The following is a 16,320-nucleotide window of genomic DNA, read 5'->3' as shown; positions in this document are numbered from 1 at the left end:
GGTGCGATCCGCCCGTCAGTTCCTGGGCAGGACAGCGGCCACGAGCACGGTCGCGACCGCCGTGAGCCCGAGGACCATCCCGACCGTCCCGGCCCACCCACCAGCCGCGAGGAACGTCCCGCCCAGGAACCCGAAGACCGACGATCCGCCGTAGTAGCCCAGGTTGTAGAGCGACGTGGACTGCGCCCGCCCGGCGACCGCCGAGGACCCCGCCCAGCCCGCGGCCACGGCGTGGGACGCGAAGAACCCGGCCGTCAGCACGACGACCCCCGGCACTATCACCCAGAGACTCGGCACGAGGGTCAGTGCCACCCCGCCCGCCATCAGCAGGTTTCCGCCGATGAGCACCGGTTTGCGTCCCAGCCTGGAGGCGAGTACTCCGGCGCGTGGGGACGACACCGTCCCGGCGAGGTAGGCGAGGAAGATCAGGCCGGTGAGCCAGAGGGGCAGCGCGTACGGCGGCGCGGACAGGTGGAACCCCAGGTAGTTGTACATGGCGACGAACCCGCCCATGGTGAGCATCGCCTGCAGGTAGATCACGATCAGCGCCGGCGAGCGCAGGTTGCCGACGAGCCGACCGACCGCCTCGCGGACGGTGGCGCGTCGCGGGGTGAAGTTGCGCGCGGGTGGGGCCGTGACGAGGAAGACCGCGACCGCGGCCACGGCGATCGCCAGCACCGCGAGCATGCCGATCTGCCAGCCAAGCCGCTCCCCGAGCGGCGCCGCGACGATCCGGCCGGTCAACCCCCCGATGGTCGTCCCGGCGACGTACGTGCCCGCGGCCACCGCCGAGACGCCGGGCCGGATCTCCTCGCTGAGGTACGCCACCGCGAGAGCGGGAACACCGCCGAGCATCGCGCCCTCGAAGAACCTCATGACCAAGATCAGGGGGAAGCTCGGCATGACCAGTGCGAGCACCGCGAACACACAGGCCAGAGTGATCGCGACGAGCATCGCCGGACGCCGGCCCACCGCGTCGCCGACGTATGACCACGGGATGACCCCGACGGCCAGTCCCAGTGTCGCGGCCGAGATCATGAGCGATGCGGCGTCCGCGCTCACCCCCTCGTCGGTGGCGATGAGCGGCAACAGTCCCTGCGGCGAGTACAACTGGGCGAACGTCGCGATACCGATGCACAGCAGCGCTAGCTGCATCTGCCGGAACGCCGGGCTCCCCGGGGCGATCCCGGATCCGAGGTCACTGGCACTGTCCACCGTCCCACTGTACGACCGGCCGCGTCATGGCCGGCCCCGGGAGTCAGGCGGGGGTGGACCCACCGGCCGTGTGTGCGACCAGGCCCTCGAGGGTCTCGGCCGCATCGATCACCGCGATCGGCACATCACGCGGGCAGGTCAACCACCCGCACGTGCCGGCGCCGGACCCCAGGCGTCAGGCCCGCAGGGCCGCCGACGCCATCGCCGTCAGGACGCGGCGCAGCTCGGCCTCGGCCATGGCCGGCAGCCGCGGACTGGAGTTGAGCAGACCGAACACCGCGTGGACGTGAGCGCGCGCGGCGACCACCGGCAGGTCGGGCCGCAGCCGCACCAGGGCTTCCACCCACATCTCGGCGTACTCACGCTGCAGTCGGCGCACCTCGTGCCGAGGGCCGGCCGGCAGCGAGGCCAGGTCCCGGAACTGCACGCTGATGAGATCGGGTTCGGTGGCCACGAAGTCCACGTGGACCGCGAGCAGTGCGTCGAGCACCTCGGCGGGCTCCCCGCCTCGCTCGACCGCCGCCCGACCCCCGTCGCGCAGACGGACGGAGATGTCCAGCAGCATCTCGGCGAGCACGTCCTCCTTGGAGGAGAAGTACCGGTACATGCCCGGGCCGGAGATGCCCACCTCGGCGCCGATGTCGTCCAGCCGAACGCCGTGGAACCCACGACGGGCCATGAGCCGGGCAGCGGCAACGAGGATCTCCGCCCGCCGCCGCACCTTGGCCTGGGCGCGCGGGGTCAACGGAGCAGTGCCGCCCCGCTGATCCCGCGCGCCGGTGTCGGTCATATCAGTGGAAGAAGTGCCGGGCGCCGGTGAAGTACATCGTGATGCCGGCCTTCTCGGCGGCCTCGATCACCTCGGCGTCACGCACCGAGCCACCGGGCTGGACCACGGCGCGCACGCCGGCCTCGGCGAGCACCTCGAGCCCGTCGGCGAACGGGAAGAACGCGTCCGAGGCGGCCACCGAACCGGAGACCCGCTCCCCCGCGCGCTGCACGGCCAGGCGTGCCGAGTCGACGCGGTTGACCTGCCCCATGCCTACGCCGACGGTCGCGCCGGACTGGGCGAGGAGGATGGCGTTGGACTTGACGGCCCGGCAGGCGCGCCACGCGAACAGCAGGTCGCGCAGGGTCTGCTCGTCGGCGTCCCCGCCGCAGGCCTTGGTCCAGCCGGACACCACGTCGCCCGGGGCGTCCAGGGAGTCGCGCTGCTGCACGAGCACGCCGCCGGAGATCTGCTTGCGCTCGACGTCGCCCTCGACCGGGGCCTGCGCCTCGAGGATGCGGATGTTCTTCTTGCGCTGCAGGATCTCCACGGCACCATCCGCGTAGGACGGCGCGATGATCACCTCGGTGAAGATCTCGGCCACCTGCTCGGCCATCTCCACACTGACCTCGCGATTCGCGGCGATCACGCCACCGAACGCGCTGACGGGGTCGCACTCGTGGGCGGCGCGGTGCGCGGCGGCGACGTCCGGGTCGATGGCGATTCCGCACGGGTTGGCGTGCTTGATGATCGCCACGCACGGCTCGGCGTGGTCGAAGGCCGAGCGCCACGCGGCATCGCCGTCGACGTAGTTGTTGTAGCTCATCTCCTTGCCGTGCAGCTGACGGGCCTGCGCGAGGCCCGGTGCGGCGGCGGCGTCGGTGTAGAGGGCGGCACTCTGGTGCGGGTTCTCGCCGTAGCGCAGCGTGGCGGCCAGATCGAGGCTCTGCCCCTGCCAGACCGGGTAGCCGGGATCGGCGTCGGCCCCGGCGTCGGAGGTCTGCTCGGTCATCCAGGTGGCCACCGCGACGTCGTAGGCGCCGGTGTGGCGGAACGCGGCCGCGGCGAGGCTACGACGCTGGGTGAGGCTGAAACCACCGGCGGCGACGGCCTCGAGGGCCTCGCCGTAGCCGGCCGGGTCGACGAGGACGGCCACCGACGGGTGGTTCTTGGCCGCCGCGCGCACCATCGAGGGCCCGCCGATGTCGATCTGCTCGACGCAGGCGTCGTAGTCCGCCCCGGAGGCGACCGTGTCGGTGAAGGGATAGAGGTTGACGACGACGAGCTCGAACGGCTTCACGTCCAAGTCCGCGATCTGCTCGAGATGCTCGGGCTTTCTCGTGTCCGCCAGGATGCCGGCATGGACCCGCGGGTGCAGGGTCTTGACCCGGCCTTCGAGGCACTCCGGGAACCCGGTCAGCGAGTCGACCGGGGTCACGTCGATGCCGGCCTCCGAGATCCGCTGGGCGGTGGACCCGGTGGAGACGATCTCGACGCCCGCGTCCGCCAGACCGCGGGCGAGCTCGGTGAGCCCGGTCTTGTCGTAGACGCTGATGAGGGCGCGGCGTACGGGCCTGCGGGAGTTGTCCGGCTGGGAGGTCACGATATGTACACCTTTCGACCTTCGATATGGAGGCGACCGCGGGCGGCGGCCGTGAGGACGTCGACGAGCATCTCGCGCTCGCGGACCTTGATGCGTTCGTGGAGGGTGGCTTCGGTGTCGTCCGGGCGGACGTCGACGGCGCGCTGGTCGATCACAGGACCGGTGTCCACGCCGGCATCGACCAGGTGAGCGGTGCATCCGGTGACGGACACGCCGTATGCGAGCGCGTCCCGCACCGCGTGGGCTCCGGGAAACGACGGCAGCAGCGCCGGATGGGTGTTGATCACCCGGCCGGGGAACTCGTCGAGGAACGCCTGTCCGAGGATGCGCATGAAGCCGGCAGAGACCACCCAGTCGGGCGCGAAGTCGCGCACGGCGTCCGCCAGTGCGCGATTCCAGGCGGCGCGGTCCTCATGGTCGCCAGGTCTGACGACCGCGGTCGCGAGCCCGGCGGTGGCGGCACGGGTCACCGCCTCGCAGTCGCGGTCGGAGACCAGCGCGGTCACCCGGTAGGGGCAGCTCGGGTCCGCGGCGGAGTCGATCACGCTCTGTGCGAGGGTCCCCGCGCCGGACGCCAACAGCACGACCTCCCCAGGTGGGACGGACTCGCCACTGTCCACGTTCTCCAGCTCCTGCCCGTCGATCACCCCGCCCGGGAGATCGCCCGGGCCACCCGTCGGAGTCTAGTCGCCCGCCCTAGGGCCATCGTCAGGGAGATCGGCAGATCCTGCATCGGGGGCGTCGACAGTCCGCTCGTCGGCGGTGTCGGCGCTGCCCGCTGTCCCCGCGTCCTCCCTGCCCGCCTCGTCCGACGGGTCCGCATCGGCGTCCAGGGCGTCCACGGGGTCACCGGGGTCGTTGCCGGTGAGGCCACCGTCGGAGACGGCGTCGTCGTCACTCACGGGGTCGTCGTCGCCCACGGGGTCGTCGTCACCCACGGGGTCGTCGTCACTTATAGCGGCGTCATCGCCTGGGCCATCGTCGTCGTTCGGGACATCGTCGCGCGCGACGTCGTCGTCCCCCGAGGCATAGTCCTCAGCGCCAGCGTCGGCGTCGGCGTCGGCGTCGGCGTCGGCGTCGACGGCATGGTCGGCCGCTTCATCGTCGGCCGCCTCGTCGTCGGCCGCCTCGTCGTCGGCTGCCGCGTCGTCGGCTACGGGGTCCTCGTCCACAGGACCGCCGGCGGTTGCGCCTTCCAGATCATCAGCGAGATCGTCACCGAACTCGTCCGTGGTGACGCCGCCCGCCGCGCCCACCCGGCGTCGCCGACGTGCCAACTCGCTCTCCGCACGCTCGCGGCGCCGGGTCAGACCGGCCAGAGACAACGCGATGGTCGTCGACCCGATGATCCCGAACAGCAGCAGCGTCATGCCGGCCGCGATCAGGGAACCCGTGCCCACCGAGCCCAACACGCCGAGTTCCCCGCCCGCCACGACCGGAGTCAGCGCGGTCACCACCGCGGCGATCGCCGCCGCCAGCCACGTCGCCTTGACCGCATCGGCCGTCGTCCGGAACCAGTGCGCCACCGACCGCGCCAGCAGCGCGGCCGTGAGGACCGTCACCAGCAGCAGCCCCTGCACGATCCAGTGCGGATTCGTGGTGGGCAGCGCCGCCGCCAAGGGCACCTCCGGCATCGGTCCCCGGGACACCGCGAACACGCTGTACGAGGCCTCCCCCAGATGCGCCTCACCGCCGACCAGCAGCGCGGCTCCGGCCATCACGACGTTCGGCAGGTACGCGGCCGAGATCCCCGTGAGCGCTGCCGTACCGGCCAGCCCCTTGCCGATCCCCATGCTCGCCTCAACCGGCTCCCACGCGAAGAGGATGCCGACCAGCACTAGGAACGCCGAGATCGCCCACAGCGCCGCCACGAACGCTGCTCCCAGGTGGACACCCCCGCGCACCCACAGCGGCAGTTCCTCACGCAGATCACGCCGGAAGAACAGCCACACCCCGAGGCCGGAACCGAGGATGCCCACCACCGCGGTCCACGTCAGCGCCAGCGGCAGCGACAACTCCCGCACAGCGAAGTCGGACGCCGCCGACCCCACCAGCAACGAGGCCAGTCCGGTCAGAAGCAGGCCCGCCACCGTCGCACCGACGACCGCCGCACCGGCCTCCCGTGCGCCCGGCTGTTCGACATCCGCCAACACCGCCCGCGTCTGCCGCGCCAACACCACCGCATAGATCAATGGCGGCAGCAGCGGCAGGAAACCCAACTCCACGGCGTCGATCGTCAGCGGCACCCGATTGACCACCAGCCACTCCACGGCGACCACCGCGAACAGCGAATCGAACCCCGTGGCGCTGAACAGCAGCACCCCCAACGTGAGCACCACCAGGATGAGGACGGTGACGACCACGGGCAGTGCCGCGGCCGCAGCAGTCCACAGCAGCGACCCGGCCCCTGCCGGGGACCGTCGCACTGCGGGGCGGATGACACGTTGAGGACTCACGCCGTCAACCGTAGATACCCGCCTGCGACAGGACGCCCCCGGCACGCCGCGACCCCCGCCATCCTCTCGGATGACGGGGGTCGTGGTGAGCGCGGAACGCCCTACAACTGCAGGTAATCCACCACCGCGTGTGACCTATCCGATCACAGCGAGTCGAGGAGCTCCTTGGCGAGAGCAGCGGTCTCGGACGGCGTCTTGCCGACCTTCACGCCCGCGGCCTCGAGGGCCTCCTTCTTGGCCTGCGCGGTGCCCGAGGAGCCGGAGACGATGGCGCCGGCGTGGCCCATGGTCTTGCCCTCGGGGGCCGTGAAGCCGGCGACGTAGCCGACGACCGGCTTGGTCACGTTGGCCTTGATGTACTCGGCGGCACGCTCCTCGGCGTCGCCACCGATCTCGCCGATCATCACGATGACCTTGGTCTCCGGGTCGTTCTCGAAGGCCTCGATGCAGTCGATGTGCGTGGTGCCGATGATCGGGTCGCCGCCGATACCGATGGCGGTCGAGAAGCCGTAGTCGGACAGCTCGTACATCATCTGGTAGGTCAGGGTGCCCGACTTCGACACGAGGCCGACCGGACCCTTACCGGTGATGTTGGCCGGGGTGATGCCGACCAGCGACTCGCCCGGCGTGATGATGCCCGGGCAGTTGGGGCCGAGGATCCGGGTCTTGGAGCCCTTGGACACGTTGTAGTTGTGTGCCTCTGCGGTGTCCAGAACCGGGGCGCCCTCGGTGATGACCACGGCGAGCGGGATCTCCGCGTCCACGGCCTCGATTATGGCGTCCTTGGTGAACGGCGGCGGCACGAAGAGGATCGTGACGTCGGCACCGGTGGCCTCCATGGCCTCCTTGACGGTGCCGAACACCGGGAGCTCGACGTCGTTACCGGAGGCGTCCTTGTGGGACACGGTGGTGCCGGCCTTGCGGGCGTTGACGCCGCCGACGACCTGGGTGCCGGCCGCGAGCATTCGGGCGGTGTGCTTGGAGCCCTCGCCGCCGGTGATGCCCTGGACGATGACCTTGCTGTCCTTGTTGAGGAAGATCGACATATCTTCTGGTTCCTTCTCTTCCTACTTGGAGGCGAGCTCGGCGGCCTTGTCGGCGCCGGAGTCCATGTTGTCGGCCAGGGTCACGAGCGGGTGGTTCGCCTCCGCGAGGATCTTGCGACCCTCCTCGACGTTGTTGCCGTCGAGACGCACGACGAGCGGCTTGTTGGCGTCGTCGCCCAGGATCTCCAGGGCCTTGACGATGCCGTTCGCGACCGCGTCACAGGCTGTGATGCCGCCGAAGACGTTCACGAACACGCTCTTGACCTGCTCGTCACCGAGGATGACGTCGAGACCGTTGGCCATGACCTCGGCCGAAGCGCCGCCACCGATGTCGAGGAAGTTGGCGGGCTTGACGCCCCCGTGGTTCTCACCGGCGTAGGCGACGACGTCCAGGGTCGACATGACCAGACCGGCACCGTTACCGATGATGCCGACCTCACCGTCGAGCTTGACGTAGTTGAGGTCGTTCTCGGCGGCCTTCTGCTCGAGCGGATCAGTGGTGCCCGCATCGGCGAAGTCGGCGAAGTTCTCCTTGTGACGGAACTCGGCGTTCGCGTCCAGGGTGACCTTGCCGTCGAGCGCGAGGATCTCGTCGCCCGGCGTGCGCACAAGCGGGTTGACCTCGACCAGCGACGCGTCTTCCTTGACGAAGACCTCGTACAGCTTGGCGATGGTCACCGCCGCGGCGTCCAGCACCTCCTCGGGGAGGTGGCCGGCCTTGGCGATCTCGCGGGCCTTGGCCACATCGACGCCGACCGTGGGGTCGATGTTGATCTTCGCGAGACGGTCCGGGGACTCCTCGGCGACCTGCTCGATCTCGACGCCGCCCTCGACCGAGCACATGGCCAGGTAGTTGCGGTTGGCGCGATCGACGAGGAAGGAGATGTAGTACTCCTCCGCGATGTCGCTGGCCTCGGCGACGAGGAGCTTCTTGACGATGTGGCCCTTGATGTCCAGGCCCAGGATGTCCTCGGCCCGGGCGCGGGCCTCCTTGGCATCCTCTGCCAGCTTCACGCCGCCGGCCTTGCCACGGCCACCGACCTTTACCTGTGCCTTGACGACGACAGGCTTGCCGATCTCGGCCGCAACCTTCTCGGCCTCCTCCGCGGTGTCTGCGACGCGCCCCGGGGTGGTGGGCACGTCATGCTTCGCGAAAAGAGCCTTTGCCTGGTATTCAAAGAGATCCATCAGCTCACCATCTTGACGTGTAGATTCGCCCGGCGCTGTTTTAAAGCCGAGTCATCCCTCATCCTAAGCGCCTGGTGTGTCGCCCGTCGCACCCCGGGGGTGACAGAGTGCGGTGGATCACAGGACCGGGTGCGCCATCGGCACCCACCGCCGGCCCTCCTTGCCCATAGACCCATCCGGACCCCAAGGGCACCGTGAGTCACACCTATGTGACCCACCCCTCATCCCCGGGTGCCGGACCACCTTGCGGCACCGTTGCCTATCCGTTACCTTGGACGACGTCTTAATCACGAAACGGTTACGGCGCGAGAACAGTCACGGCACGGCCTGAAGGGAATCAACAACGGTGAACGAGTCGCAACACGGAAAGCAAGCGACTCCTGTCGTCATTTCACCCGCAGGGGCCCACCGTCCCGGCCGCCACCGTGTGCCCGCTCCCCCGACCGCACTGCGCGGTCGGGCCGCCGTCCTCGCCGTCGCCGCAGGTGCCGCGGTCTCGGCCGCCTCCGCCGGCTCGGCGATGACCACCACCAACACGCACGCCACCGAGGCCGGGGACATCGCCCTCCTGGCCAACGGAGAGCAGGCGCCTGCGACGTCGAGCTCCTCTGCTCCGTCCTCCGCCGCAACGCCGACCCCGTCGGCCCCCGCGCCCGTGGTCGTCCCCGCCTCCGCGTCCACCGGCGGCACCGACAACATCCAGTCGGCCATGCTCTTCGCGGGCACCGAGAACAATGCCCAGCGCGAGATCGAAGAGGAAAAGGCCCGGCGCCCGAAGATAGTCATCCCGGCGATCGGCTCCTTCACCTCCCCGTTCGCGATGCGCTGGGGCAGCTTCCACTCGGGTATCGACATCGCCAACGCGGTCGGCACCCCGATCGTCGCCGCCACCGACGGCACCGTGATCGACTCCGGCCCCGCGCAGGGCTTCGGCAACTGGATCCGGATCATGTCCGACGACGGTGTCATGACCACCTACGGGCACATGGAGACCCTCGACGTCAGCAAGGGTGAACGCGTCGTTGCCGGCCAGAAGATCGCCGGCATGGGCTCCCTGGGATTCTCCACCGGCTCGCACCTGCACTTCGAGGTCGAGGTCGACGGCCAGAAGATCGATCCGGTGCTCTGGCTCGCCCAGCACGGTCTCGAACTCGCCGGTGCCGGCAGCTCCGAGATGTCGCTCGGTTCACTGGGCGGCAACTGAGCAGGCCACCCGCACGAACTCGCACACAGCGCGGGGCCGACCTTCCTGGTCGGCCCCGCGTTTATTTAGAGCTTCTGCATCGGAACGCCACCGATGAGCATCAGCCGGACCTTGCCGGACGCCCCGAAGTCGATCGTCGCCGTGGCCCGCGGGCCGCTCCCGTCGCACGAGAGGACCTTGCCGAGCCCGTACTTGTCGTGCGTCACCCGGTCACCCGGCGCGAGTTCGAGAGCAGGAGCCGAGGCGCGGGCCCGAGGAATACCGGATGCCCGGTCAGCGGACCGGCCGCTCCGCCCCCCGCCGGAGCCGTAGCTACCCGAGCCGTAGCCACCCGAGCCGTAGCCACCGGAACCAGCACCGCTGCCGAAGCGACGCCGCGACGCCGGCGAGTCGTCTTCCCCGAAGCCGCTACCGCCGGCGGGCTCCTCGCGTTGCCACTCGATCGCCTCGGAGGGGATCTCCTCGAGGAAGCGCGACCCCGGATTGGTCATGGGCTGCCCCCACGACGAGCGCATCATGGCGCGGGACAGGTACAGCTTCTTGCGTGCGCGGGTGATCCCCACGTAGGCCAGCCGCCGCTCCTCCGACAGCTCCGCCGGGTCGCCGAGCGCGCGCATGTGCGGGAACAGCCCGTCCTCCATGCCGATGAGGAACACCACCGGGAACTCGAGCCCCTTGGCCGTATGGAGCGTCATCAGCGTGACCTGGCCCTGCTCGTCGTCAGGGATCTCGTCGGCATCGGCCACCAACGACACCCGCTCGAGGAACGCCGCCAACGAACCGGGCGGGGCGAGCCCCTCGTCCAACTCGGCATCGACATCCGTGCCGGCGTCGGGACCGAAACCCTGCTCCCGCGCCGACAACTGCAACGCGGCCTCGGACGAGAACTCGCGGCCCACGCCCACCAGCTCGTTGAGGTTGTCCAGACGCGCGGCGTCCTGCGGGTCGTTGGAGGCCTCCAGCTCCGACCGGTAGCCGGTCTTCGCGAGGACCGTCTCGACGAGCTCTCCCACGTCCGGGACCGAGCCCTCTCCGCCTGCGTGGGCCTCACCATCCAGTCGGCCACGCAGCTCGTCGATCAGCGCGACGAAGCCGGCGATCGCCTTGACCGACCGCGTGGGCAGTAGCGACACCCTGCCCTCGGCCGCATCGCGGAGCGCCTCACCGAAGCCGATCCCCCGCTGCTCGGCGTGGACCACCACACAGGCCTCTGCACGGTCGCCGATCCCGCGGCGCGGGGTGTTGAGGATTCGCCGCAGCGCCACCGCATCGTCGGGGTTCGAGATCACCTTGAGGTAGGCGACGATGTCGCGCACCTCCTTGCGCTCGTAGAACCGGGTGCCGCCCACGACCTTGTAGGGCAGCCCCAGCCGTACGAACACGTCCTCGATGACGCGCGAGGAGTTGTTGGTCCGGTAGAAAACGGCCATGTCGGAGTACGAGGCGACGCCCGAATCCACCATCCGGTCGATCTCCCCGGCGATGAACCGGGCCTCGTCGTGCTCGTTGTCCGCGACGTAGCCCACCAGCAGATCGCCCGTGCCCTCATCGGTCCACAGGTTCTTCTCGCGGCGGCCCGGGTTTCGCGAGATCACCGCGTTGGCGGCCGACAGGATGGTCTGTGTGGACCGGTAGTTCTGCTCCAGCAGGATCGACCGCGCATCCGGATAGTCGTGCTCGAAGTCCTCGATGTTCCGGATGGTCGCCCCGCGGAACGCGTAGATCGACTGGTCCGCATCACCCACGACACAGAGCTCCGCCGGGGGGACACCCACCTCGTCCGCCTCATCCCCCGCCACTCCACCCACGAGGGTGCGCACCAGGACGTACTGCGCGTGGTTGGTGTCCTGGTACTCGTCCACCATGACGTGCCGGAACCGCCGCCGGTAGTACGCGGCCACCTCCGGGTGCGCGCGGAGCAGGGCGACGGTCTCACCGATCAGGTCGTCGAAATCGAACGCGTTGGCCGCCTGCAGTCGCGCCTGGTACTCGGTATAGACCGCCGCGACGGTCTGGCCTGTGCGGTCCGAATCCTCGAGCGCCCGGTCCATGGCCTCGGACGGATCACGCAGCTCGTTCTTGTGGCCCGAGATGACCGACGCCAACATCCGCGGCGTGAACTTCTTGACCTCGAGCTGCTGCTCCTTGGCGATCATCCCCAGCAGGCGGCGCGAATCATCCGAGTCGTAGATCGTGAAGTTGGAGTTGCGCGTACCAAGCAGCGCCGACTGGGCGCGCAGGATCCGCACACAGATCGAGTGGAACGTCGCCACCCACATGCGTTCCGCATGCGGACCGACCAGCGCGGAGACCCGCTCCCGCATCTCGGCTGCGGCCTTGTTGGTGAACGTGATCGCGAGGATCTGGCCGGGGTGCGCACCGCCCTCCGCGAGGAGATACGCGATGCGCCGGGTGAGCACACTGGTCTTGCCCGATCCGGCACCGGCCACGATCAGCAGCGGACCGCCGCGGTGGGTCACCGCGGCGGCCTGTGGCGGATTGAGGCCGGCCAGGAGGGTCGAGGTGTGCGGGGCGGGAGCAGGTGCGGTGTCGGTCATCGTGGGTCCAATCTACCCACCGGGTCCGACACCCGGCCCGCCCGACGGATCAGGCCCGGCTCAGCCGGCGATCACCGCTGACCGGCCCCCATGAACTCCTCCACCTGCGACGCCGTCGCGGTGAGCTTCGGGTCGTTGTCGAGGTAGTAGCGGGTCTCCCGCACGATGAGCCCCGACAGCACCAACAGTCCGATGAGGTTCGGGATCGCCATGAGGCCGTTCATCACGTCGGCGAAGTTCCACACCACCTCGAGCTCGGTGACCGCACCGATGAACACCACGCAGGTGAATACCAGGCGGTACGGGACCACGCCCCGCGCACCGACCAACCGTTCCATGCACCGCTCGCCGTAGTACGACCAGCCGAGGATGGTGGAGAAGGCGAAGAACGCGATGGACACCGCCACCAGCTTGTCGCCCTCCGGCATCGCCAGGGCGAAGGCGTCGGCGGTCATGGTGCCGGCGCGATCCCCGCCCTCACGCCACGTTCCCGAGGTGACCAGCACGAGGCCGGTGAAGGTGACGACGATGATCGTGTCGATGAACGTCTGCGTCATCGACACCAGTCCCTGCCTGGTGGGGTGGGAGGTCTTGGCCGCGGCGGCCGCGATCGCCGCCGAGCCCATGCCGGACTCGTTGGAGAAGATGCCGCGGGCCACACCCATCTGGATGGCGTACAGGATCGCCGAGCCGGCGAAGCCGCCGACGGCGGAGGTACCGGTGAAGGCGTCGGAGAAGATCTGCCCGAAGGCGCCGGGGATCTGTTCGGCGTTGACGACCAGCACGATCAGGCCGCCGACGATGTACAGCACGATCATCAGCGGCACGAACCCGGCGGTGACCCGGCCGATCGACTTGATTCCGCCGAGCAGAACCGCACCGGTGAGGACGAACAGGATGATGCCGGTAGTCACGTGCGGGACCCCGAACGAGTTCTCCATCTGGGTGGCCACGGCGTTGCCCTGCGTCATGTTGCCGATGCCGAAACTGGCCAGCACCGCGAACACGGCGAACACGATCGACATGACGAGCCCGATCCGGCCGCCGGTCCGTCCGAAGACTTCCTTGAATCCACGGTGCAGGTAGTACTGCGGGCCGCCGGACTGCTCGCCGCGCGCATCGGTGACGCGGTAGCGCACGCCGAGGAACGCCTCGGAATACTTGGAGGCCATGCCCAGCAGGGCGGTCACCCACATCCAGAACAGCGCGCCCGGCCCGCCGAGCGCGATGGCCGTGGCCACGCCCACGATGTTGCCCACGCCCACCGTCGCGGCGAGCGCGGTGGTGAGCGCCTGGTACTGGGAGATGTCGCCGGCGCCGCCGTCGTCCTTGCGTTTGATCAGGCCCAGCCGAAGCGCGGGTCCGAGCTCGCGGAACTGCAGCATCCGCAACCGGATCGTGAGGAACAGGCCCGTGCCGAGCAACAGCGGAATGAGGACGAAGGGGCCCCAGATCACCGATCCGATGTCGGCGAGGAGCGTACTGAAATTTTCCACGGGGGAACAGTAGACGCCCGCGCACCGGTTCCGGGGCGCAGTGGGATAATTCCTCCCATGAGCACCGACCCCGCCGGGACCGACGATCCCCTGTCCGAGGCCGAGATCCAGGAGCTACGCCTGGAGATCGATCGCCTGGACGCCCTGATCCTCGACTCGATCCAGCGTCGCAGTGAAATCTCCAGGCGCATCGGCCGCACCCGGATGCAGTCGGGCGGCACCAAGCTCGTCCACACGCGCGAACTCAAGGTCTACCAGCGCTTCTCCGCTCTCGGCCAGGAGGGCCAGACCCTCGCGGGGATGCTGCTGCGGCTGGGCCGCGGCCGGCTCGGCCAGTAGCCGGCACCGGCCCGCGGAACGGCCCGGCCCGCGATCAGGCCGGACCGCGCCGCCCGGACGTCGAGGCGAACCCGAGCCACGTGTGGTGGTTGCCCGCCCAGCACCAGCCGACTTTGGGCGCGCCCTTGTTCTCCCGCCCGTCGCGCCCGGTCCCGCCGCTGATCCACAGCGCGGGGGTCCGTGAGTCGAGGCCTCCGGCGGCCTTGCGCTTGCGGGAGCCGATGCACATGAAGCACGCGCCGGGCTCGAGTGTCTCGGGTTGCTGGAGCAGCCAGCTGACGCCCTCGGAGATGGTCAACGGCGTGCGGCCGCGCGCGGTCAGTTCGGGATGCGCGTCGGCGGGGGTCCACCCGAGCATGTCGTCGCCGCGGGTCACGTCGTCGACGAGGTAGAGCGGGGCGTCGGGCAGGGTGATGTCGTCCGTGGGGGTAAAGTCCGCCAGGTCCGACATGTCGACGACGACGAAGCCCGCCTTCCCCTCACGGCGCATGAGTTCGGCGAGCCGGGCGGTCGGAACGAGCGACGGATGGACGGCCAGCACCGTCCGCGCCGCCCGGACGTCCTGATCGGACCGGTCACGGGAGTCGAGCAGTCCCGCAGCGTGGGCCCGCAGTTGATCGTCGGAGAGCCCGGCCAGCGTCGGGACGCCCAACTCGATGAGTCTCTCGGTCTGGCCGGTGATCGTGAGAGGGGACGGGGAAACGACGGGATGAACTATAGGGGGCACGTCTGTGGAACGAGCGGTACGAGGGTGGCATTCCCGACTAGCCTCAGACGTATGATGGACATCAGCACGACCGATCAATGGACAGCTGTAGAGGAACTCGTCGCCCCCATCGGAGAGGTGTCACTGCGGGAGCTGTTCGCCGAGGACCCGGAGCGTGGCCGTCGGCTGTCGATCACTGCCGGTGACCTGCACATCGACCTGTCCAAGAACCTGGTCACCGACGAGATCCTCACCGCCCTGACGGAGTTGGCCGACATCGCACGGTTGCCGGCGCAACGAGCCGCGATGTTCCGGGGTGACCACATCAACACGACCGAGGACAGGGCGGTCCTGCATACCGCGCTCCGGCTCCCGGCCGGGGCCGACCTCGTCGTCGACGGCCAGGACGTGGTCTCGGACGTCCACGCGGTCCTCGACCGCATGGCCGCCTTCGCCGGACGCGTGCGCTCCGGAGACTGGCGCGGCCACACCGGCCAGCGCATCGACACGGTCATCAACATCGGCATCGGCGGGTCCGACCTGGGCCCGGTGATGGTCGACAAGGCGCTGCGGCACCTCCAGACCGACGGCATCCGCGCCCACTACGTCTCGAACGTCGACCCGGCCGACCTGTCGGCGACCCTCGCCGTAGTGGACCCCGCCACCACCATGGTCGTGGTGGCCTCCAAGACCTTCACCACCCAGGAGACCATGGCCAACGCGCACGCCGCGCGGCGGCACTTCGTCGAGGCGCTGGGGTCGGAGGACGCGATCGCCTCGCACTTCGTCGCCGTCTCGACCGCCGCCGACGAGGTCGCGGCGTTCGGGATCGACGCGGGCCACATGTTCGAGTTCTGGGACTGGGTCGGCGGACGATACTCGGTGTCGTCGGCAATCGGGCTGTCGGTGATGCTCACGGCGGGGGCGCCGGCGTTCATCGAGCTCCTCGAGGGTTTCCACACCATGGACCTGCACTTCGCCACCGAGGCGCCCGAGCACAACGCGCCGGTCCTCATGGCGCTGCTCGGTATCTGGTACACGTGCTTCCTCGGCGCGCAGTCCAAGGCCGTCATCCCCTACGTGCAGGACCTGGCGCGGTTCCCGGCGTACCTCCAGCAGCTCACCATGGAGTCGCTGGGCAAGTCTGTCCGCCTCGACGGCTCGGACGTGTCGTACCCGACCGGCGAGGTCTACTGGGGCGAGGCGGGCACCAACGGGCAGCACGCCTTCTTCCAGCTGCTGCACCAGGGGACCCAGCTCGTGCCCGTGGACTTCATCGGGGTCGCGATTCCGGGCGAGGATCTGGACGCCTATCCGTCCGGCAGGTCGGGACCGGTCTCGATGCATGACCTGCTGATGGCCAACATGTTCGCGCAGGCGCGAGTCCTGGCCTTCGGTAAGACCGAGGAAGAGGCTCTCGCCGACGGCGTCGATCCCGCTCTGGCACCGCACAAGGTCATGCCCGGCAACCGGCCGAGTACCACGATCCTCGCGCCGTCGCTGTCCCCCGGCGTCGTGGGTCAGCTCATCGCCCTGTACGAGCACGTGGTGTTCTCGCAGGCGGCGATCCTGGGCATCAACGCGTTCGACCAGTGGGGCGTCGAGCTCGGCAAGGAGCAGGCCGGAACGCTGCTGACCTCGTTGACCGCCGAATCACACCCGGACCCGGCCTTCGACTCGTCCACGGACTCCCTGGTGGAGATCTACCGCGAGGCGCGCGGGCGACGCTGAGGCCGGCGG

General features: G+C 69.4%; 13 protein-coding genes. 3 read left to right on the top strand and 10 right to left on the bottom strand.

Annotated features, from left to right (window positions below):
- Positions 1 to 15: 15 nt before the first annotated feature.
- The 7 genes from ACWIE7_RS10490 to sucC form a co-directional block, all read right to left on the bottom strand.
- On the bottom strand, positions 16 to 1,215 hold the full coding sequence (locus ACWIE7_RS10490) for an MFS transporter (protein ID WP_454069228.1): 1,200 nt from the start codon (positions 1,213 to 1,215) through the stop codon (positions 16 to 18).
- Positions 1,216 to 1,390: 175 nt separating this feature from the next.
- Complete coding sequence (locus ACWIE7_RS10485; RefSeq protein ID WP_452098666.1) at positions 1,391 to 2,005, bottom strand: TetR/AcrR family transcriptional regulator; 615 nt, start codon at positions 2,003 to 2,005, stop codon at positions 1,391 to 1,393.
- 1 nt (position 2,006) lies between these two features.
- The gene (purH, locus tag ACWIE7_RS10480) at positions 2,007 to 3,587 is read right to left on the bottom strand and encodes a bifunctional phosphoribosylaminoimidazolecarboxamide formyltransferase/IMP cyclohydrolase (protein ID WP_454058371.1); all 1,581 of its coding nucleotides are present in this window, start codon (positions 3,585 to 3,587) and stop codon (positions 2,007 to 2,009) included.
- Entirely contained in the window at positions 3,584 to 4,234 is a 651-nt protein-coding gene (gene purN, locus ACWIE7_RS10475) for a phosphoribosylglycinamide formyltransferase (protein ID WP_452098663.1), read from the bottom strand. Before purN ends, purH begins: the two co-directional genes overlap by 4 nt.
- Positions 4,235 to 4,270: 36 nt before the next feature.
- Complete coding sequence (locus tag ACWIE7_RS10470) at positions 4,271 to 6,043, bottom strand: cell division protein PerM (protein WP_454069227.1); 1,773 nt, start codon at positions 6,041 to 6,043, stop codon at positions 4,271 to 4,273.
- Positions 6,044 to 6,186: 143 nt separating this feature from the next.
- Positions 6,187 to 7,089, bottom strand: a complete 903-nt coding sequence (sucD, locus tag ACWIE7_RS10465) for a succinate--CoA ligase subunit alpha (protein ID WP_344988217.1) — start codon at positions 7,087 to 7,089, stop codon at positions 6,187 to 6,189.
- Between the two features lie 21 nt (positions 7,090 to 7,110).
- A complete protein-coding gene (gene sucC, locus ACWIE7_RS10460) occupies positions 7,111 to 8,277 on the bottom strand; it encodes an ADP-forming succinate--CoA ligase subunit beta (protein ID WP_452098660.1) in 1,167 nt (388 codons plus the stop codon).
- Positions 8,278 to 8,704: 427 nt separating this feature from the next.
- Between sucC and ACWIE7_RS10455 the strand changes: the two genes are divergently transcribed.
- Positions 8,705 to 9,481, top strand: coding sequence for a M23 family metallopeptidase (locus tag ACWIE7_RS10455; RefSeq protein ID WP_454058374.1), 777 nt, complete (start codon positions 8,705 to 8,707; stop codon positions 9,479 to 9,481).
- A gap of 65 nt (positions 9,482 to 9,546) precedes the next feature.
- On the opposite strand, the gene ACWIE7_RS10450 is transcribed toward ACWIE7_RS10455, so the two are convergent.
- Together ACWIE7_RS10450 and ACWIE7_RS10445 are read right to left on the bottom strand one after the other, a co-directional pair.
- Positions 9,547 to 12,039 carry a UvrD-helicase domain-containing protein gene (locus ACWIE7_RS10450; RefSeq protein ID WP_454069226.1) on the bottom strand — a complete coding sequence of 831 codons (2,493 nt, stop codon included), beginning with the start codon at positions 12,037 to 12,039 and terminating at the stop codon, positions 9,547 to 9,549.
- A 71-nt stretch (positions 12,040 to 12,110) separates the two neighbouring features.
- A complete protein-coding gene (locus ACWIE7_RS10445; RefSeq protein ID WP_452098656.1) occupies positions 12,111 to 13,535 on the bottom strand; it encodes an alanine/glycine:cation symporter family protein in 1,425 nt (474 codons plus the stop codon).
- Between the two features lie 57 nt (positions 13,536 to 13,592).
- Between ACWIE7_RS10445 and ACWIE7_RS10440 the strand changes: the two genes are divergently transcribed.
- Positions 13,593 to 13,874: a chorismate mutase gene (locus ACWIE7_RS10440; protein ID WP_230931434.1), complete on the top strand. Its 282-nt coding sequence runs from the start codon at positions 13,593 to 13,595 to the stop codon at positions 13,872 to 13,874.
- A gap of 34 nt (positions 13,875 to 13,908) precedes the next feature.
- On the opposite strand, the gene ACWIE7_RS10435 is transcribed toward ACWIE7_RS10440, so the two are convergent.
- Positions 13,909 to 14,526 (bottom strand): DUF5701 family protein, encoded by a 618-nt coding sequence (locus ACWIE7_RS10435; RefSeq protein WP_454069225.1) that lies wholly within the window; start codon positions 14,524 to 14,526, stop codon positions 13,909 to 13,911.
- A gap of 126 nt (positions 14,527 to 14,652) precedes the next feature.
- Here ACWIE7_RS10435 and pgi point away from each other — a divergent pair, with 126 nt between their 5' ends.
- On the top strand, positions 14,653 to 16,311 hold the full coding sequence (pgi, locus tag ACWIE7_RS10430; protein WP_452098654.1) for a glucose-6-phosphate isomerase: 1,659 nt from the start codon (positions 14,653 to 14,655) through the stop codon (positions 16,309 to 16,311).
- Positions 16,312 to 16,320: the final 9 nt, after the last annotated feature.

Source organism: Dietzia sp. NPDC055343, assembly GCF_053645265.1.
This window is presented reverse-complemented; position numbering and strand designations above follow the sequence as displayed.

Excerpts from the sequence above, each read along its gene's own strand:
- ACWIE7_RS10485 (WP_452098666.1), bottom strand. The coding sequence starts at position 2,005 with ATGACCGACACCGGCGCGCGGGATCAGCGGGGCGGCACTGCTCCGTTG.
- sucD (WP_344988217.1), bottom strand. The coding sequence starts at position 7,089 with ATGTCGATCTTCCTCAACAAGGACAGCAAGGTCATCGTCCAGGGCATC.
- sucC (WP_452098660.1), bottom strand. The coding sequence starts at position 8,277 with ATGGATCTCTTTGAATACCAGGCAAAGGCTCTTTTCGCGAAGCATGAC.
- ACWIE7_RS10450 (WP_454069226.1), bottom strand. The coding sequence starts at position 12,039 with ATGACCGACACCGCACCTGCTCCCGCCCCGCACACCTCGACCCTCCTG.
- ACWIE7_RS10440 (WP_230931434.1), top strand. The coding sequence starts at position 13,593 with ATGAGCACCGACCCCGCCGGGACCGACGATCCCCTGTCCGAGGCCGAG.
- pgi (WP_452098654.1), top strand. The coding sequence starts at position 14,653 with ATGATGGACATCAGCACGACCGATCAATGGACAGCTGTAGAGGAACTC.